The 19,027-nt window shown below is 73.8% G+C and carries 14 protein-coding genes; 10 read left to right on the plus strand and 4 right to left on the minus strand.

Going from position 1 to position 19,027, the window contains the following annotated elements:
- Positions 1 to 113: 113 nt before the first annotated feature.
- Genes B086_RS0106995 through B086_RS0107005 form a run of 3 tightly spaced genes read left to right on the plus strand, consistent with a single transcriptional unit; the run spans position 114 to position 3,168 of the window.
- On the plus strand, positions 114 to 1,271 hold the full coding sequence (locus B086_RS0106995) for an acyl-CoA dehydrogenase family protein (RefSeq protein ID WP_026252181.1): 1,158 nt from the start codon (positions 114 to 116) through the stop codon (positions 1,269 to 1,271).
- 5 nt (positions 1,272 to 1,276) lie between these two features.
- Positions 1,277 to 2,167, plus strand: coding sequence for an acyl-CoA thioesterase (locus B086_RS0107000; RefSeq protein WP_018565690.1), 891 nt, complete (start codon positions 1,277 to 1,279; stop codon positions 2,165 to 2,167).
- 5 nt (positions 2,168 to 2,172) lie between these two features.
- A complete protein-coding gene (locus B086_RS0107005) occupies positions 2,173 to 3,168 on the plus strand; it encodes a cation diffusion facilitator family transporter (protein WP_018565691.1) in 996 nt (331 codons plus the stop codon).
- 13 nt (positions 3,169 to 3,181) lie between these two features.
- Here the strand turns inward: B086_RS0107005 and B086_RS0107010 are convergent, their stop codons facing one another.
- Positions 3,182 to 3,970, minus strand: a complete 789-nt coding sequence (locus B086_RS0107010) for a phosphatase (RefSeq protein WP_018565692.1) — start codon at positions 3,968 to 3,970, stop codon at positions 3,182 to 3,184.
- A 62-nt stretch (positions 3,971 to 4,032) separates the two neighbouring features.
- On the minus strand, positions 4,033 to 5,595 hold the full coding sequence (locus B086_RS0107015) for a PucR family transcriptional regulator (RefSeq protein ID WP_018565693.1): 1,563 nt from the start codon (positions 5,593 to 5,595) through the stop codon (positions 4,033 to 4,035).
- A 243-nt stretch (positions 5,596 to 5,838) separates the two neighbouring features.
- Between B086_RS0107015 and speB the strand changes: the two genes are divergently transcribed.
- Both speB and B086_RS0107025 read left to right on the plus strand, forming a co-directional pair.
- Positions 5,839 to 6,810: an agmatinase gene (gene speB, locus B086_RS0107020; RefSeq protein WP_018565694.1), complete on the plus strand. Its 972-nt coding sequence runs from the start codon at positions 5,839 to 5,841 to the stop codon at positions 6,808 to 6,810.
- Positions 6,807 to 8,492 carry a thiamine pyrophosphate-binding protein gene (locus B086_RS0107025; protein ID WP_018565695.1) on the plus strand — a complete coding sequence of 562 codons (1,686 nt, stop codon included), beginning with the start codon at positions 6,807 to 6,809 and terminating at the stop codon, positions 8,490 to 8,492. Before speB ends, B086_RS0107025 begins: the two co-directional genes overlap by 4 nt.
- 25 nt (positions 8,493 to 8,517) lie before the next feature.
- Here the strand turns inward: B086_RS0107025 and B086_RS0107030 are convergent, their stop codons facing one another.
- Positions 8,518 to 8,889, minus strand: a complete 372-nt coding sequence (locus tag B086_RS0107030; RefSeq protein WP_026252182.1) for a hypothetical protein — start codon at positions 8,887 to 8,889, stop codon at positions 8,518 to 8,520.
- A 122-nt stretch (positions 8,890 to 9,011) separates the two neighbouring features.
- Here B086_RS0107030 and B086_RS0107035 point away from each other — a divergent pair, with 122 nt between their 5' ends.
- The 5 genes from B086_RS0107035 to B086_RS0107055 all read left to right on the plus strand — a co-directional run bounded on the left by B086_RS0107035 (position 9,012) and on the right by B086_RS0107055 (position 16,938).
- The gene (locus B086_RS0107035; protein WP_026252183.1) at positions 9,012 to 9,950 is read left to right on the plus strand and encodes a serine hydrolase; all 939 of its coding nucleotides are present in this window, start codon (positions 9,012 to 9,014) and stop codon (positions 9,948 to 9,950) included.
- A gap of 53 nt (positions 9,951 to 10,003) precedes the next feature.
- A complete protein-coding gene (locus tag B086_RS0107040; RefSeq protein WP_018565698.1) occupies positions 10,004 to 11,056 on the plus strand; it encodes an esterase-like activity of phytase family protein in 1,053 nt (350 codons plus the stop codon).
- A 109-nt stretch (positions 11,057 to 11,165) separates the two neighbouring features.
- Entirely contained in the window at positions 11,166 to 14,906 is a 3,741-nt protein-coding gene (locus B086_RS0107045; RefSeq protein ID WP_026252184.1) for an ABC transporter ATP-binding protein, read from the plus strand.
- A gap of 92 nt (positions 14,907 to 14,998) precedes the next feature.
- Entirely contained in the window at positions 14,999 to 15,388 is a 390-nt protein-coding gene (locus B086_RS0107050) for a hypothetical protein (RefSeq protein ID WP_026252185.1), read from the plus strand.
- A 119-nt stretch (positions 15,389 to 15,507) separates the two neighbouring features.
- Positions 15,508 to 16,938, plus strand: coding sequence for a S28 family serine protease (locus tag B086_RS0107055; RefSeq protein ID WP_018565701.1), 1,431 nt, complete (start codon positions 15,508 to 15,510; stop codon positions 16,936 to 16,938).
- Positions 16,939 to 17,046: 108 nt separating this feature from the next.
- On the opposite strand, the gene B086_RS0107060 is transcribed toward B086_RS0107055, so the two are convergent.
- Positions 17,047 to 18,924 carry a glycoside hydrolase family 3 protein gene (locus B086_RS0107060; protein WP_018565702.1) on the minus strand — a complete coding sequence of 626 codons (1,878 nt, stop codon included), beginning with the start codon at positions 18,922 to 18,924 and terminating at the stop codon, positions 17,047 to 17,049.
- Positions 18,925 to 19,027 lie beyond the last annotated feature (103 nt).

The raw sequence follows: 19,027 nt of genomic DNA on the forward strand, positions 1-19,027 counted from the left end.
CCTCCGCTCCCGCGTGACGAGCGTTACCGGCCCGGCCCTTTACTGGCCTCGTACTCGTCGGTACGTTTGTGTGAGCAAGCGCTTAGACAGTCGAGGTCGCGGAGGTGGGCGGCGTGCGCCGTACGGTGTTCAACGAGGATCACGAGGCGTTCCGGGAGACCCTCCGCGCCTTCATCGAGGCCGAGGTCGTACCGGTGTACGACGAGTGGTTCGCGGCCGGGCAGGCCCCCCGGGACTTCTACTACAAGCTGGGCGAGCTGGGCGTCTTCGGGATCAACGTGCCCGAGGAGTTCGGCGGCGCGGGCCTGGACAGCCACAAGTTCGAGGCCGTCCTGTACGAGGAGACCGCGCGCGCGGGCGTGCAGTTCGGCGGCTCCGGCGTGCATGTGCTGCTCGCCCTGCCGTACATCAAGATGCTGGCCACCGACGAGCAGAAGAAGCGGTACCTGCCGAAGTTCGTGACCGGCGAGGAGATGTGGGCCATCGCGATGACCGAGCCGGGCACCGGCTCCGACCTCGCGGGCATGAAGACCACCGCCAAGCTGTCCGAGGACGGCACGCACTACGTGCTCAACGGCGCCAAGACCTTCATCACCGGCGGAGTGCACGCCGGCAGGGTCATCGTCTGCGCCCGCACCTCCGCGCCCAAGGAGGACGACCGCCGCTTCGGCATCTCGCTGTTCGCGGTGGACACCAGGTCCGAGGGCTACTCCGTCGGCCGCAAGCTGGACAAGCTGGGCCTGCGCACCTCCGACACCGCCGAGCTAGCCTTCGTCGACGTCAAGGTCCCGGCCGAGGATCTGCTCGGCGAGGAGAACAAGGGCTTCTCCTACCTCGGGCACAACCTGGCCTCCGAGCGCTGGGGCATCGCCTTCGGCGCCTACGCGCAGGCCAAGGCCGCCGTCCGGTTCGCCAAGAGTTACGTCCAGGACCGCACCGTCTTCGGCAAGCCGGTCGCCCACTTCCAGAACACCAAGTTCGAGCTGGCCGCCTGCCAGGCCGAGGTGGACGCGGCCGAGGCCGTCGCCGACCGGGCGACCGAGGCCCTGGACGCCGGTGAGCTGACCCCGGCCGAGGCCGCCTCCGCCAAGCTGTTCTGCACCGAGGTCGCCCACCGCGTCATCGACCGCTGCCTCCAGCTGCACGGCGGCTACGGCTACATGAACGAGTACCCGATCGCCCGTCTGTACGCCGACAACCGCGTGAACCGGATCTACGGCGGCACCAGCGAGATCATGAAGTCGATCATCGCCAAGAACATGGGCCTGTAGGACCCGTGAGCACGGCACTGCGGTCCCTGCTCGATCTGCTCGACCTGGAGCGGATCGAGCAGGACATCTTCCGGGGCCGCTCCCGCTCGGCCGTCGTCCCGCGCGTCTTCGGCGGGCAGGTCGCGGCGCAGGCGATGGTCGCCGCCGGGCGCACGGTCCCCGCCGACCGGCACGCGCACTCGCTGCACGCCTACTTCCTGCGCCCCGGCGACCCCGGCGCGCCCATCGTCTACACGGTGGACCGCATCCGCGACGGCCGCTCCTTCACCACCCGCCGGGTGGTCGCGGTCCAGCACGGGCAGCCGGTCTTCCACCTCTCGGCGTCCTTCCAGACGTACGAGGAGGGCCTGGACCACCAGGTGCCCATGCCGCCCGCGCCGGACCCGGAGACCCTGCCCGCCTCCGCCGAGCGGCTGCGCGGCTACGGCCATCTGGCGCCCGAGGTGGTCGAACGGCTCCTGGAGACCCGCGAGGCCGTCGACCTGCGCTACGTCGGCGAACCCCCGTACGGCGACTACGGCACACCCCGCGAGCCGCACTCGCAGGTGTGGTTCCGGGCCAACGGCAAGCTCGACGGCGACGTCGACACCCCGCTCCTGCACGTCGTCCTCGCCACCTACGTCTCGGACATGACGCTGCTCGACTCGGTGCTGCTCGCCCATGGACGCGGCGGCTGGGCGGTCGGGGACGTCGTCGGGGCCTCCCTGGACCACGCGATGTGGTTCCACCGGCCCTTCCGCGCCGACGAGTGGCTGCTGTACGACCAGGTCTCGCCCTCGGCGTCCGGCGGGCGCGGGCTCGGGCAGGCCCGTATCCACACCCAGGACGGACGGCTGGCCGTCACGGTGATCCAGGAAGGTGTGGTGCGCGTTCCCCGGGAACCCCGGGAACACTGAGGGGCATGGCGCAGACCGACCAGGACGACCGGGACGGCCCGCAGGCACGGCGCGGCGGCGGCGAGAGCACCACCACGGTGATCGTCGCCGCCCTCGCCAACCTCGGCATCGCGCTGGCCAAGGCGGTCGCCGGAGTGCTCAGCGGGTCCAGCGCGATGCTGTCCGAGGCCGCGCACTCGGTGGCCGACACCGTCACCGAGGTCCTGCTGCTGACCGCGCTCAAGCGCAGCGAGCGCCCCGCCGACGAGGAGCACCCCCTCGGCTACGGCCCCGAGCGCTACATCTGGGCGCTGCTGGCCGCCGTCGCCACCTTCGTCGGCGGCGCGGTCTTCTCCCTCTACGACGGCGTGCACACCCTGGTCGCGGGTGAGCAGCCGGGCGATCCGCTGGTGGCCTACCTGGTGCTCGCCGTGGCCTTCCTGCTGGAGGGCTTCTCGCTGCGCACGGGCCTGCGCCAGGCGCGCGGCGAGGCCGCCCGGCTCGCGGTGCCCTTCCGCCGCTGGTTCCGGCGCACCGCCGACACCGCCGTCAAGGCCGTCGTCATGGAGGACTCCGCCGCCCTGGTCGGCCTGCTGCTCGCCGCGGGCGGCCTGCTCGGCGGCCAGCTCACCGGCTCGGGCGTCTGGGACGGCCTCGCCTCGCTGTGCATCGGCGCGCTGCTGCTGTACGTGGCCTGGGTGCTGGGCCGGTCCAACGCGGAGCTGCTGATCGGCCGCCCGCTGCCGCCCGGCGCCCGGGAGCTGATCCGGCGCGAGCTGCTGGCCCTGGACGACATCGAGGACGTACTGGAGCTGGTCACGCTGGTGCAGGGGCCCCGGGAGGCGCTGGTGGCGGCGAAGGTCGACCTCCGGGACGGGGCGAGCGCCGCCCGGATCGAATGGACGTGCGAGCAGGCCGAGCAGCGGCTGCGCGCGGCGCTGCCCCTGGTCGGCCGGGTCTATCTGGACCCGACGCCGGGCCGCGCCCGGCGCGGCCCGCACGGGTCCGCCCCGCCGCCCTGAGGTGCGGCGGCGCTCAGGCCAGGCCCGCCTGCTCCAGCAGATACGCCGTCATCGGGTCGTAGTGGCGCGGGCTGACCACATGGTCGTCGAGCGGCACGGTCACCTGGACGGTGCCCTCGGCCTCGGCGAGGAAGAGCGCCGGGTCGTTGCAGTCGGCGTAGCCGCAGGAGTCCACGCCCAGCTGTCCGGCGCAGCCCGCCCAGCCGTGGTCGGCGACGACCAGGTCGGGCAGCGGCCGGCCCGCGCGCTCCAGACCGGTCAGGATCGCCCGCATCGGCTCACCGGAGTGGGTGTGCCACAGCGTGGCGCCGTGCTCCAGCATCGCCACGTCCGCGAACTGCATGACGTAGCCCTCGTCGGTCTGAAGGCCCTCGGGGATGACGACGACCTCGCAGCCGGCGGCCCGCAGCGCGGCGGCCGTGGCGCGGTGCACGTCCAGCAGCCCGCCGGGGTGGCCGGTGGCCAGCAGCACCCGCTGCCCGCCGTCGGCGGCCTTGCGCAGCCGCCCGGCCAGCCGCTCCAGGCCGTCCACGGTCAGCTCGGGATCGATGGTGTCCTGGCCCTGGCGGTGCTCCGGGTCGTCGACGACCCCGACCCGCTCGGCCATCACCGCGAGCACGTCCTGCTCATCGGTCCAGCGGTCGCCGAGTTCCAGACCGAGCCAGTAGTTCCGGTCGCCGTTGGCCAGTTTGCGGTAGTGCGACAGGTTGTTCTCGCGGGGCGTGGCGACGTCCCCCGCGATACGGGTCCTGACGAGGTGGTCGACGAGTTCGGCGCGGCTGGGTGTCCCGGGTATCGGCATGGCTCCCATTGTGGGGCAGCGGGCGGCGCGCGAGCGCCGTACGCGAGAGGCTGGGACGCGGGTCACTCCCGGCGCCCGAGCGCGAACCACAGCTCCATCCGGACGTCGGGATCGTCCAGGTCGGCGTCGAGCAGGGCCGCGCACCGGGCGATCCGCTGCCGCACGGTGTTGCGGTGCACGGCCAGCGCCACCGCCGTGCGGTCCCAGCCGCCGTGCAGCGACAGCCAGGCGCGCAGCGTCTCGGCGAGCGCCGGGTGCCCGGCCAGCGGGGCGAGCACGGCACGCGCGTGGGCGGCGGCCTCAGCGGGCGGCACCAGGTCGTCCAGCGCGGGCCGGTCCGCGTGCCGGACCAGGGCGGTGCGGGTGGCGCGGGCGCGGGCCAGGGCGCGGGCCGCCTGGGTGTCGGCGGCGGGCCACTGCGCGGGCGCGGCGGGCGCGCTGAGCCCGAGCGTCCAGCCGGGCTGCTCGGCCGGTGCCCGGCCGGCGGGCAGCAGCACCCGTACGACCCCCGATCCGTCGTCCGCCAGGTCCACCAGGGGCGAGCCCAGGGCGGCGCCCAGCGCCGAGGCGGCGATCCGGTCGGCAGGCCGGTCCGGCCGGTCCGGCCGGTTCTCGGGACGGGCGTGCACCACGGTCCAGGGGCCCGCGCCGAGCAGCGGCGCCACCTCCTCGGCCGGTGCGCCCAGCAGCAGCCGCACCAGCGCGGCGGACCGCTCGGCGCCGCTGCCGCCGTGGTGCTCGCCGGTGAGCAGGGACAGCAGGACCGCGGCCACCGAGGCGATGGTGTGGTCGCCGGGCTCGTGCCGCGCGGTGGCGACGGCCAGGACGAAACCCTGGCCCGCGCCCAGCGCGTAGGCGGCCAGCCGGGTCCCGGCGACGGTGCCGGTGTCGGTGGCCGAGCTGGGCGCCCGCGCACCCGCCCGCTCCCCGGGCCGCACCCGGGCGGCCAGCGCCGCCAGCGCGTCCGGCACCCCGGCCGCCGGTTCCCGCCCGGCCCGCGCGACCGGGGCGCCGTCCGGCCCGTAGAGCACGGCCGGGCCGTCCAGTTCCCGGGCCAGCCGACGCAGCACCGACGGCACCGGGTCGGGCCGCGAGGCGGCGGCGGCCAGACCCTGCTGCGCCCCGGTGACCCGGCGCAGCTCGGCCAGCCGCGCCTCGGCCATCAGCTGCCACACGGCGCGGGCGACCGCCGCGAAGGTGGTCCGCGGGGGCACCTCGACCAGCGGCAGCCCGCGCCCGGCGCAGGCGGCGGCCAGGGCGGCAGGCACGGTGTCGTGCACCGGGGCCACACCGAAGCCGAGGGCCGCCCCGCCCGCCGCCACGATCCGGCCGACGTAGGCGTCGAAGTACCCGGCGGGCACGCCCCCCTCGGCGGGCCCGGGGACATGCACGCCCGCGGTCAGCAGCAGCTCGCCGCCCAGCAGGTACGGGTAGGGGTCGGCCATCTCCGTGGTGTGCGCCCCGTGGATCACGACACCGGGGCCGCTCGGCCCGGCGAGCAGGCGCAGGGCCAGGTCCTCGCGGGCCAGCAGCGCGGACAGCGGGACGGGCGGGGTCGGCGGGACCGGTGGGACCGGTGGGCCCGGAGACGCGGGCGGGGGCTGCGGTGCGGGGGTGTCCGGCATGGTGTGCGTTTCCTCCTTCCAGGGCGGCTCGGATGGAGGAAACGTACACTTCGCAGCCGCTTCCCGGCCGCCTAGTGTCGGTCGGTGCGCCCCGGGCCGTCCTGGCGGCCTCCGGGACGGCCCGGGGACCCGGAGTCCCCGCCCGACGTGGCCCGAACGCGCGTCCGGACCCGCCCGGCACACCAGTAGAGTCGCCTGAAGCAGTACATGCGCGACGAAGCGCAGGAAAGAAGGCTTTTCATCATGATCAGCAACGAGACGCCCCGCGGCCCGGTCGACTCCTCCCGGATCCCGCGCTACGCCGGTCCGGCCACCTTCGCCCGGCTGCCCCGCCTCGACGAGGTGGGCACCGCCGACGTCGCGGTGGTGGGCGTGCCGTTCGACTCCGGTGTCTCCTACCGGCCCGGCGCCCGCTTCGGCGGCAACGCCATCCGCGAGGCGTCCCGGCTGCTGCGCCCCTACAACCCGGCGCAGGACGCCTCTCCGTTCGCCCTCGCCCAGGTCGCCGACGGCGGGGACATCGCCGTCAACCCGTTCCACATCAACGAGGCCGTGGAGACCGTCGAGGCCGCCGCCGACGACCTGCTCGGCACCGGCGCCCGCCTGATGACCCTCGGCGGCGACCACACCATCGCGCTGCCACTGCTGCGTTCGGTCGCCAAGAAGCACGGCCCGGTCGCCCTGCTGCACTTCGACGCCCACCTGGACACCTGGGACACCTACTTCGGCGCCGAGTACACGCACGGCACCCCCTTCCGCCGGGCCGTGGAGGAGGGCATCCTCGACACCTCCGCCCTCTCCCACGTCGGCACCCGCGGCCCGCTCTACGGCAAGCAGGACCTGACCGACGACGAGAAGATGGGCTTCGGCATCGTCACCTCGGCGGACGTCTACCGGCGCGGCGCCGACGAGATCGCCGACCAGCTGCGAGAGCGCATCGGCGACCGGCCGCTGTACATCTCCATCGACATCGACTGCCTGGACCCGGCCCACGCGCCCGGCACCGGCACGCCCGAGGCCGGCGGCATGACCTCCCGCGAACTCCTGGAGATCCTGCGCGGTCTGGCCTCCTGCCGTCTGGTGTCGGCCGACGTCGTGGAGGTCGCCCCGGCCTACGATCACGCCGAGATCACCTCGGTGGCGGCCTCCCACACCGCCTACGAGCTGACCACGATCATGGCCCGTCAGATCGCCGAGGAGAAGGCAGCCAAGTGACCCACGACCACGACCTGGTGCTCCGCCCGACGCCCGCCCAGACGGAGGCGGCGCTCAGTCCGCCCCCGGGCCGCACCGGCGCGGACCTGGTCGTGGAGACCCTGGCCGGGCTGGGCGCGACCACCGTCTTCGGCCTGCCCGGCCAGCACGCCCTGGGCGTGTTCGACGCGCTGCGCCGCTCGGACCTGCGCTACATCGGTCTGCGCACGGAGGGCAACGCGGGCTTCGCGGCCGACGCGTACGGCCGGATCACCGGCGAGGCCGCCCCGCTGCTGGTGTCCACCGGCCCAGGGGCCCTCACCTGCCTGCCCGCGCTCCAGGAGGCGGCGGCGGCCTCGGCGCCGGTCCTCGCCATCGGCAGCCAGGTCCCCGTCGCCGGGCTCGGCGGCGGGCGCCACGGCCATCTGCACGAACTGCCCGACCAGGCCGCCGTGTTCCGGGGCGTGGTGAAGTCCGTCCACCCGGTCCGTACCGCCTCCCAGATCCCGTCCGCCCTCGCGGCGGCCTGGCAGTCGGCACTCACCGCGCCGCACGGCCCGGTCTGGGTGGAGATCCCGCAGGACGTGCTGCTGGCCGAGACCGTGCTGCCGCAGGTCACGGCGGTGGACGCCACCCCGCAGGAGCTGGTGCCCCGCCCCGAACTGACCGCCGTCGCCGCCCGGTTGCTGGCCACGGCGGAGCGCCCGGCGATCATCGCGGGCGGCGGTGTGGTCCGCGCCGACGCCGCCAGGAAGCTGCGGGCGCTCGCCGAGCGGCTGAACGCGCCGGTGGTCACCACCTTCGGCGGCAAGGGCGCCTTCCCCTGGAACCACCCGCTCTCCCTCCAGTCCTGGCTGGAGGACCGGCACACCACCGACTTCCTGGAGGACGCCGATGTCCTGCTGGTCGTCGGCTCGGGACTCGGCGAACTCTCCTCGAACTACCACACGTTCGCCCCGCGCGGCCGGATCGTCCAGATCGAGGCCGACCTCGGCAAGCTGGAGTCCAACCACCCGGCCCTCGGCATCCACGCGGACGCCCGCCTCGCCCTCCAGGCACTCCTGGAGACCGCCGAGGAGCGCCCCGACGACACGGCCGCCGACCGGGTGCGGGAGCTGCTGGCCAAGGTCCGGGGCCGGATCGCCGCCCAGGAACTGACCCTGGAGCAGGACGTCCTGGCCGCCGTGCGCCGCGCCCTGCCCGCCGGTTCGCCGTCCTTCTGGGACATGACGATCCTGGCGTACTGGGCGTGGTCGGCCTTCGACGCCGAGGCGCCCAACACCATGCACTCCGCCCAGGGCGCCGGCGGTCTCGGCTACGGCTTCCCGGCCGCGCTCGGCGCGGCCGTGGCCGACCCGACCCGCCCGGTCCTCGCCGTCTCCGGCGACGGCGGCGCCCTGTACTCCGTCGCCGAACTGGCCACCGCCCGCCAGTACGGCCTGGACGTCACCTGGCTGATCGTGGACGACGGCGGCTACGGCATCCTGCGCGAGTACATGACCGACGCCTTCGGCCGGGCCACCGCCACCGACCTCAACGGCCCGGACTTCGCGGCCCTCGCCGAGTCCTTCGGCGTCCCCGGCGTGCGCACGAGCCCGGAGACCCTGGAACAGGACCTCGCGAAGGCCCTGGCCACCCCCGGCCCCTCGGTCGTCGTCCTCCCCGCCGTCCTGCGCATGTTCGCACCGACCCACCTGGGCTGAGCGCCGCCGGGCGGCCGCCGTCCGCTCACCCCGCCACGAGGTGCCCGTACTTCTCCGCGTACGCCGTGCGCTGTTCGGCGTAGCCGTCGACGAAGGCGCGCTGTTCGCCGGGGCTCATGGTGTGGCCGGGGATCCGCCGGGGGAGCAGCGGGCCGGGGAGTTCGCGGAAGGTCTCGGCGGCGGCCTTCCAGTGGCCGCCGCCGCGGCGGCGGGCCGTCATGAGGTGGTCCATCACGGACGACAGCTCCTCGCCGAGGAAGTCCATGGGCATCTCCTTGACCAGGAGTTCGTCCGGTTCGGGCGGCTCGCCCGGCCGCCCGGCCAGCAGGCGCAGGGTCCACAGCGCCGCGAGGAGCCGTCCGGACACGTGGTGGTCGTTCGGCCTCTGTTCTGCCACGTGCCCTTCCTACCCGCCGGGTGGCCGCCCATCCACCGTACGCGCGGGGGCCGTTCGGGCAGCGTCGGCGGAAATCACCGCACTCGTACAACCATTCCCTTCCGTCCGTGCGTCCACTGGGTATGACTCACTGGATATCCCGACGCGTCAGGACGCTCGCCGCGATCGGTGCGGGCGCCGGCGTGCTCGTCCCCTGTGTGGCCGCCGCGCCCCCGGCCGCGGCTGCCCCCGCGCAGGTCAGCTGCACGTCCGGCAAGGCGGGGCTGGCCGCCAGGCTCCAGCAGGACATCACCGCCGCGATGGCGGGCCGCCAGGGCTCCATCGCCGTCGGTGTGCGCGACCGCAGCACCGACACGACCTGCACCTTCCGCGAGTCGAGCGCCTACGACTCGGCGAGCGTGGTCAAGGTGACCGTCCTCGCGACCCTGCTGTGGGACGCGAAGAAGACGGACCGTCAGCTCACCGACCGCGAGGCGTCCCTCGCCCAGGCGATGATCACCCAGTCGGACAACGACTCCACCACCAGCCTGTGGAAGCAGCTGGGCATCTCCAAGGTCAGGGGCTTCCTCTCGGCCGCCGGCATGACCCAGACCGTGCCGGGCGAGGACGGCTACTGGGGCCTGACCCAGATCACCGCCCGCGACGAGCAGAAGCTGCTCGCCCTGGTCACCGCGAAGAACTCGGTGCTGAGCGACAACTCCCGCGCCTACATGCTGAAACTGATGGGCCAGGTCGTCGCCTCGCAGCGCTGGGGCACCCCCGCCGGAGCGCCCTCCACGGTCGCCGTGCACGTCAAGAACGGCTGGCTGGAGCGGGCCACGCACGGCTGGCGGGTGCACAGCGTCGGTACCTTCAACGGCCCCGGCCACGACTACACCGTCACGGTGCTCACCCAGGACAACAGCACCATGGACTACGGCGTGGCCACCATCCAGAACATCGCCCGTGCCGTCCACAAGGACCTCGGCCGGACCGTCTCGCTGCCGCACCGCCCGGTGACCGGGTTCAACCCGACGACCCGGCCCCGGGAGGCCACCGTCCCGCTGCCGCCGACCGGCTGACGCTTCACGAGGCGGTCTCCCCCGAGTCACCCGGGGCCCCTACGGTGACGGTCATGCGCCTGAGAACCGTACTCGCGACCGTCACCGCCGGCCTGGCGGCGGCCACCTGCCTCACCGCGGGACCGGCCGCCGCCACCACCGCCCCGGACCCCGCCCAGGGCCGTGCCCGGGACCACGTCTGCTCCCCGTCCGTCTCCCTCGACCGCTTCTCCGACGCGCTCGACAAGACGACCTACCGGGGCTCCTACACCGGCAACTTCTCCGCCCTCGCCCGCGACCGGCACGGCGACCTCGCCGCCCTCTCGGACCGCTCCGAGCTGTTCACGCTGGACCGCCGCACGCTCAAGCCGACCGGCGTGACCGCGCTCGCCGACGAGCAGGGCGCGCCGCTCGACTCCGAGGGCCTGGTCGTCGACCGGGACGGCACCCGGCTGATCACCTCCGAGACCGAGCCGTCCGTACGCCGCTACTCCCGCGACGGCCGCATCCTGGACCGGCTGCCGGTGCCCGGCGCGCTGCGCGTCGCCCCCGCGGGCCGCGCCACCGCCAACCAGACCTTCGAGGGCCTGACCCTGCTGCCCGGCGGCCGGACCCTGCTCGCGTCCATGGAGTACGCGCTCAGCGGCGACGACAGCCGCACGGTGCGCTTCCAGACCTGGCAGCGCACCCGGGACGGGCACTTCCGGCTCGGCGCCCAGTACGCCTACCGCACCGACGACGCGAGCCTCGGCGTCCCCGAGGTGCAGGCCGTGCCGGACGGCCGGCTGCTCGTCCTGGAGCGCGGCTTCACCGCGGGCGTGGGCAACACCGTCCGCCTCTACCTCGCCGACCCGCGCCGCGCCACCGACACCAGCGGCATCGAACACCTGACCGGGCAGTCCGGGGTCCGGCTGATCGGCAAGACCCTGCTCACCGACCTCGCCGCCTGCCCCTCGCTCGGCGCCACCGCCCACCAGCCCCAGCCCAACCCGCTCCTCGACAACATCGAGGGGATGACCGTCGCCGGCCACGACACCCGGGGCCGCCTGCGCGTCCTGCTGGTCAGCGACGACAACGCGAACGCGGCCCAGACCACGCGGTTCTACTACCTCCGCGTCCGGATCTGACCCTTCGCGGACCGTCCCCGCCCGCACGCGCATTGTTGCGGGGGGATGAAATCCGCGGCCGTCCGTGTTGGTGCCTTCCGGAAGATCAGGCCGTCAGGGAGGCACCGACGTGGCAGCGCAGCCGGGGGAGACACGAGGGTGGGTGCGCAGGCTCGCCTCGTACGCGTGGCGCCATCCCAGGGACGTGGTCCTCGCGCTCGGCTCCTCCCTCGCCGGAATGGCCGTCCTGGCACTGGTCCCGCTGATCACCAAGGTGATCATCGACGATGTCGTCGGTGACCGCAGCCGCGCCATGGCTCCCTGGGCCGGCGCCCTGATCGGCGCCGCTCTCCTCGTCTACGCGGCCACCTACGTCCGCCGCTACTACGGCGGCCGGCTCGCCCTCGACGTCCAGCACGACCTGCGGACCGAGATGTACGAGTCGATCACCCGGCTCGACGGCCGCCGCCAGGACGAGCTGTCCACCGGGCAGGTCATCGGCCGCGCCACCAGCGACCTCCAGCTCATCCAGGGTCTGCTGTTCATGCTGCCGATGACCATCGGCAACGTCCTGCTCTTCCTGATCTCGCTGGCGATCATGGCCTGGCTCTCGCTGCCGCTGACCCTGATCGCGCTCGCCGTCGCCCCCGCGCTCGGCTGGATCGCCTCGCGCAGCCGCCGCCGACTGCACCCCGCCACCTGGTACGCGCAGGCGCAGGCCGCCGCCGTGGCGGGCGTGGTGGACGGCGCGGTCAGCGGGGTCCGCGTGGTCAAGGGCTTCGGGCAGGAGGAGCAGGAGACCGCCAAGCTGCGCGCGGTCGGCCGCAGGCTCTTCGCCGGGCGGCTGCGCACCATCCGGCTGAACGCGCGCTTCACCCCGGCCCTCCAGTCGGTCCCCGCGCTCGGCCAGGTCGCGATGCTGGCGCTCGGCGGCTGGCTGGCCGTGCACGGGCACATCACGCTGGGCACCTTCGTCGCCTTCTCCACCTACCTCGCCCAGCTCGTCGGCCCGGTCCGGATGCTCGCCGTGGTCCTCACCGTCGGCCAGCAGGCCCGCGCCGGCACCGAACGCGTCCTGGAGCTGATCGACACCGAGCCCACGCTCACCGAGGGCACCCGGGAACTGCCCGCGGACGCGCCCGCGACCGTCGAGTTCGACGACGTGTCCTTCTCCTACACCGACGGCCGTCCCGTCCTGAAGGGCCTGTCCTTCGCGATCCGGCCCGGCGAGACCCTCGCCGTCGTCGGCTCCTCCGGCTCCGGCAAGTCCACCCTCTCCCTGCTGCTGCCGCGCTTCTACGACGTCACCCACGGCGCCGTCCTGATCGGCGGCCACGACGTGCGCGAGCTGACGCTCAGGTCGCTGCGGTCCGCCATCGGCCTGGTCCCCGAGGACTCCTTCCTCTTCTCCGACACCATCCGCGCCAACATCGCCTACGGCCGCCCCGACGCCACCGACGAGGAGATCACCGCCGCGGCGCGCGCCGCCCAGGCCGACCGGTTCATCACCGAGCTGCCCGAGGGCTACGCCACCGAGGTCGGCGAGCAGGGCCTGACCCTCTCCGGCGGCCAGCGCCAGCGCGTCGCCCTGGCCCGCGCCCTGCTGGCCGACCCGCGGCTGCTCGTCCTGGACGACGCCACCTCCGCCGTCGACGCGCGTGTCGAGCACGAGATCCACGAGGCGCTCGCCCAGGTCATGGCGGGCCGCACCACGCTGCTGATCGCGCACCGCCGCTCCACCCTGGCCCTGGCCGACCGCATCGCCGTCCTCGACGGCGGCCGCCTCGCCGACCTCGGCACCCACGACGAGCTCCAGGAGCGCTCCGCGCTCTACCGGCGGCTGCTCACCGACCCCGACGGACTCGGCGACGTCTCCCCGGGCCACACCCCGCCCGCCGCGCCCCCCGAGGACGCCTCCGTCCGCGCGGAGCTGGACGCCGAGTTCGACGCCGAGCGGGGCATCACCCCGAAGCTGTGGACGGGCGAGCGCGAACCGCGCGACGCCGCCACCGCCGGCATGCCCGCCACCCCCGGACTGCTCGCCCAGGTCGAGGCCCTGCCACCGGCCACCGACACCCCCGACGTCGACGAGGCCCGCGCCGTACGCCCCGAGGACTCCTACGGCCTGCGCCATCTGCTGCGCGGCTTCGGGCTGCCCCTGCTGGCCAGCCTCGCCCTGGTCGCCCTGGACGCCGGGATGGGCCTGCTGCTGCCGGTCCTGATCCGGCACGGCATCGACCAGGGCGTCACCAGGGCGGCCGTCGGCGCCGTCTGGGCGGCCGCGCTGCTCGGGCTGCTCGCCGTGCTCGTGCAGTGGGCGGCGCAGACCGGCGAGACCCGGATGACCGGCCGCACCGGCGAACGCGTCCTGTACACGCTGCGCCTGAAGATCTTCGCCCAGCTCCAGCGGCTCGGCCTCGCCTACTACGAGCGCGAGCTGACCGGCCGGATCATGACCCGGATGACGACGGACGTGGACGCCCTGTCGACGTTCCTCCAGACCGGCCTGGTCACGGCGTTCGTCTCGGTGGTCACCTTCTTCGGCATCATGGTCGCGCTGCTGGTGATCGACGTACAGCTCGCGCTGGTCGTCTTCGCCACCCTGCCCCCGCTCGTCATCGCCACGTTCTTCTTCCGCCGGGCCAGCGTGAAGGCGTACGAGCTGGCCCGTGAGCGGGTGTCGGCGGTCAACGCCGACCTCCAGGAGTCGGTGGCCGGGCTGCGGATCGTGCAGGCGTTCGGGCGCGAGCGCGACGGCGGGCGGCGGTTCGCCGAGCGCAGCGACAGCTACCGCCGGGCCCGGATACGCGGCCAGTGGCTGATCTCCGTGTACTTCCCGTTCGTGCAGTTCCTGTCCTCGGTCGCGGCGGCCTCCGTGCTGATCGCGGGCGCGGGCCGGGTCGAGGCGGCCACGCTGACCACCGGCGCCCTGGTGGCGTACCTGCTCTACATCGACCTGTTCTTCGCCCCCGTCCAGCAGCTCTCCCAGGTCTTCGACGGCTACCAGCAGGCCACCGTCTCGCTGGGCCGCATCCAGGAGCTGCTGCGCGAGCCCGCGTCCACGAAGCCCGCCGAGCGGCCCCGCGAGGTGTCCGCGCTGCGCGGCGACATCGCCTTCGAGGACGTGCGCTTCGCCTACGGCGCCGAGGGGGCCGAGGAGCAGGCCCTCACCGGCATCGACCTGCGCATCCCCGCCGGGCAGACCGTCGCCTTCGTCGGCGAGACCGGCGCGGGCAAGTCGACCCTGGTCAAGCTGGTCGCCCGGTTCTACGACCCGACCGGCGGCCGGGTCACCGCGGACGGCACGGACCTGCGCGAGCTGGACCTGACGGCGTACCGCCACCGGCTCGGGGTGGTCCCGCAGGAGGCGTACCTCTTCCCGGGGACCGTCCGCGACGCCATCGCCTACGGCCGCCCCGGCGCCGCCGACGCCGAGGTGGAGGCGGCGGCCCGCGCGGTCGGCGCGCACGAGATGATCGCCACCCTGGAGGGCGGCTATCTGCACGAGGTCGCCGAGCGCGGCCGCAATCTCTCCGCGGGCCAGCGCCAGCTGATCGCCCTGGCCCGCGCCGAACTGGTCGACCCGGACGTCCTGCTGCTCGACGAGGCGACCGCCGCCCTCGACCTGGCCACCGAGGCGCAGGTCAACCAGGCCACCGACCGGCTCGCGGGCCGCCGCACCACGCTGGTGGTCGCCCACCGGCTGACCACGGCCGCCCGCGCGGACCGGGTGGTGGTCCTGGACCACGGCCGGGTCGCCGAGGACGGCACCCACGACGAGCTGCTGGCCCTCGACGGCCACTACGCCGCGCTGTGGCGCACCTTCACCGGCGCGGCCGAGCCGGAGGAGCCGGTCGGCGTCCCCCGGTGACCGGCCGGGGCAACCGTCCGAGGTGCGTACGGCGTCCGTACACGCGTACGCCGATGTGCCTGCTGTGAGGGGACGTGAGGGGAGAGGTGACCGTGGACAGGGCTGTGCTGCGCCGACGGCTGGCGCTGGGCCTGGCCGTGCTGACCGGATCGGGGCTGCTCTCGCTCGCCCTGCCCGGCGCCGCCCAGGCGGCCTCCGCCGCCTGCTCGGGGCGCCAGGTCAAGACGCTGTCGTTCGCCGCCGGGTCGGTGCGCGTCTACCGGAGCAACGGCTATGTGTGCGCGGTCACGGTCCCCGCGCGCGCCGGGCGGCCGCAGGCGATGTCGGTGAGCGTGCAGGCGCGCGGCAACCGCCCGGTCACCGACCGGGGCCGCTACTCCCAGCACGCGGGCCCGGTCACCGTGCACGCCGGGCACCGCTGCGTACGGGTCACCGGCGCGGTCGGGAAGCGGACGGTCAGCAGCGGCTGGATCCTGTGCTGAGCCGCTGACCGGGACGGCGGCCCGCCCGCCGCGAGCCGATCAATTCTTCGACTCCCCTGGTGCGCACCCGAGTTGCTCCGATAGCTTCCGGCGCACATCTGTCTCACAGGGGAGTGTGCATGCGCAAGGCGCTCAGATGGCTGCTGGCACTGGTGGTGCTCGTCGGCACCGTCAGCACGGCCGGGGCGGCCACCGCCGCCCAGCAGGGAGCCACCGGCACCGACATCAAGGACCGGCTGCTGTCCATACCGGGCATGAGCCTGATCGAGGAGAAGCCCTACACCGGCTATCGCTACTTCGTCCTGAACTACACCCAGCCGGTCGACCACCGGCACCCGTCCAAGGGCACCTTCCAGCAGCGGTTCACCCTGCTGCACAAGGGAGTCGACCGCCCGACGGTGTTCTACACCAGCGGCTACAACGTCTCCACCAACCCCAGCCGCAGTGAGCCGACCCGGATCACCGACGGCAACCAGGTCTCCCTGGAGTACCGTTTCTTCACCCCGTCCCGCCCGGCCCCGGCCGACTGGTCCAAGCTCGACATCTGGCAGGCCGCCAGCGACCAGCACCGCCTCTTCACGGCGCTGAAGAAGGTCTACTCGCACCGCTGGATCGCCACCGGCGGCTCCAAGGGCGGGATGACGGCGACGTACTACGAGCGCTTCTACCCGCGCGACATGGACGGCGTCGTCGCCTACGTGGCACCCAACGACGTCGTCAACGACGAGGACTCCGCCTACGACCGCTTCTTCGAGACGGTCGGCACCAAGGAGTGCCGCGACCGCCTCGGCGCCGTCCAGCGCGAGGCCCTGGTGCGCCGTGAGCCGCTGGAGAAGAAGTACGCCCAGTACGCCGCCGACCACCACAACACCTTCACCACCATCGGCAGCCTGGACCGCGCCTACGAGGCGGTCGTCCTCGACTATGTGTGGGGCTTCTGGCAGTACAGCCTGCTGTCGGACTGCGACACGATCCCGGCCGACGCCCGCCACGCCACCGACCAGCAGATCTGGGACTCGGTCGACACCATCTCCGGCTTCTCCGCCTACACCGACCAGGGCCTGGAGACCTACACGCCGTACTACTACCAGGCGGGCACCCAGATGGGCGCGCCCACCATCCACTTCCCGCACATCGAGAAGAAGCTCATCCGCTACGGCTACCAGCCGCCGCGCAACTTCGTGCCGCGCTCCATCCCGATGCGCTTCCAGCCGTGGGTGATGCCCGACGTGGACAGCTGGGTGCGGCACAACGCCCGGCACATGCTGTTCGTGTACGGGCAGAACGACCCGTGGGGCTCGGAGCGGTTCCGCCTCGGGCACGGCGCGCGTGACTCCTATGTGTTCACCGCGCCCGGCATGAACCACGGCGCCAACGTCGCGGGCCTGGTCCCCGACCAGCAGGCGCTGGCCACGGCCAGGATCCTGGACTGGGCGGGCGTCGCCCCCGCCGCGGTGCGGGACGACCCGTCGGCGGCGCGCCCGCTGGCCCGCCCGGACGCGAAGCTGGACGCCCGGGAGACGGAGCGCGAGCGCGCGCTGAGGCCGTGACCCGCATCCGGTCGCACGGCGGCCGCTGAGCGGCAGGCCGCGCCCGGAGCACCGGCTCCGGGCGCGGCCCACCGCCGCGCGGCCCGCTGATCAGTACGTTCAGTACCTTCAGTACGTCAGGCCGTACCCGACGGGGTACAGCACCCGCGCCGGGTCGTCCGCCCGCTGCACCGGCACCGGCAGCTTCCCGCGCGGCCGCACCCGCCCGGCGATCACCCGGGCCGCGGCGCGCACCTCCACGTCCGTCCAGGAGTACGCGGCCAGGAACGCCGGTACGGACGGGAGCTGGGCGACGTCATAGGGGTTGCGCACGGCCAGCGCGACCACCGGCCGGCCCGTCGCGGTCAGCCGCTCCACCAGCGTGCGCTGGGAACTGCCCGCCGTGACGTTGTACGTCGCCACCACCACCGCGTCCGCCTGCGCCGCCGCCGCGACCGCCCGGTCGATGACGGCCTGGGCCGGGGCGGTGCCGGTGGACAGGGCGGTGGCGGTGAAGCCCAGTTCGGTGAGGGCGGCGGCGAGCACCCCGGTCGGCGGGCCCGTGGTGCCCGACGGCGAGGCCGGGTCGGCGCCCACCACGAGGATCCTGCGGTGGCCGCGGCGCGAGAGCGGCAGCAGCCGGCCCTCGTTGACCAGCAGTGTCGTCGTCCGCTCGGCGATGCGGTCGGCCGCCGCCAGATGCTCGCGGGTGCCGACCCGGTACGGCACCTGGCGCTCGGAGACGTACGGGCCGTCGAAGAGGCCGAGGCGGTCCTTCATCCGCAGGATGCGCAGGATCGATTCGTCGAGCCGGGCCTCGGTCAGCTCGCCGCCGCGCACCGCGTCCAGCACCGCGTGCCAGGCGACGTCCAGGTCCGGCGGGTTGAGCAGCTGGTCCACGCCCGCCTTCAGCGCGAGCACCGGCACCCGGTCGTCGCCGTACTTGGTGCGCACCCCCTCCATGCCGAGCGAGTCGGTGATCACCACCCCGTCGTAGCCCAGTTCGCCGCGCAGGATGCCGGTGAGGATCGGCTGCGACAGCGTGGCCGGGTCGCCGGAGTCGTCGAGCGCCGGGAACTGGATGTGCGCCGTCATCACCGAGTCGATCCCGGCCCGGATCGCGGCCCGGAACGGCACCGCGTCCAGCTTCTCCCACACCTCCCGGCTGTGCGTGATGACGGGGAAGCCGTAGTGGCTGTCCACGGCGGTGTCGCCGTGCCCGGGGAAGTGCTTGGCGGTGGCCGCGACCCGCGCGCCCTGATAGCCCTTCACCTCGGCGGCCACCAGCCGTGCCACGGCGTCCGGGTCGGCGCCGAAGGACCGTACGCCGATGACCGGGTTGGCCGGGTTGACGTTCACGTCGGCGTCGGGCGAGTAGTCCTGGTTGATGCCCATGGCGCGCAGTTCGGTGCCGGAGAGCCGGCCCAGCGTGCGGGCGTCGGCGGTGGAGCCGGAGGCGCCGACGGCCATGGCGCCGGGGAAGAGCGTGGCGGGTCTGCCGACCCGGCAGACGATGCCGTGCTCCTGGTCGGTGGCGACCAGGACGGGCAGCCCGCGCGGCTGCTGGAGCGAGGCCCGCTGGATGCCGTTGGACAGGGCGGCGATCTGCCGCGGGTCGCGGGTGTTGTGGGCCCAGGTGAAGTAGATGATGCCGCCGACGCGGTACTTCGCGATCAGCTCGGCGGCGGTGCGGACGCCGATCTCGCCGAGGTTGGCGTCGATGTCGGCCTGGTCGGGGTCGGTGGCGGAGTGGCCGTAGACCCGCATCACGAAGAGCTGGCCGACCTTCTCCTCCAGGCTCATCCGCGCGACGAGGGCGCGCAGCCGGCGGTCGTCGTGCGGGGCGGCGGCCTGAGCGGTGCCGGTGGCGCCCACGGCGAGGGCGGCGGTGAGTGTGGCGGTGGCGGCGAGGACGGCGCGTCTGGAGGGGGAGGGGCCGGAGGTGCCGGAGAGGTCGGAGAGGTCGGAGAGGTCGGAGGGGGAGGAGGGGCGTGTGGTGTCGTGCACGTGCGCTCCTTCCGGAGGGGTTCCACTGAAGGAAACTTCCGAGGGATCACCAATATCCGGGAAGTTTCTGCCAGTCAAGGGAACGCACGGACCCGGGCGGTGG

This window comes from Streptomyces sp. PsTaAH-124, assembly GCF_000373685.1.
Classification (GTDB): Bacteria; Actinomycetota; Actinomycetes; order Streptomycetales; family Streptomycetaceae; genus Streptomyces; species Streptomyces andamanensis.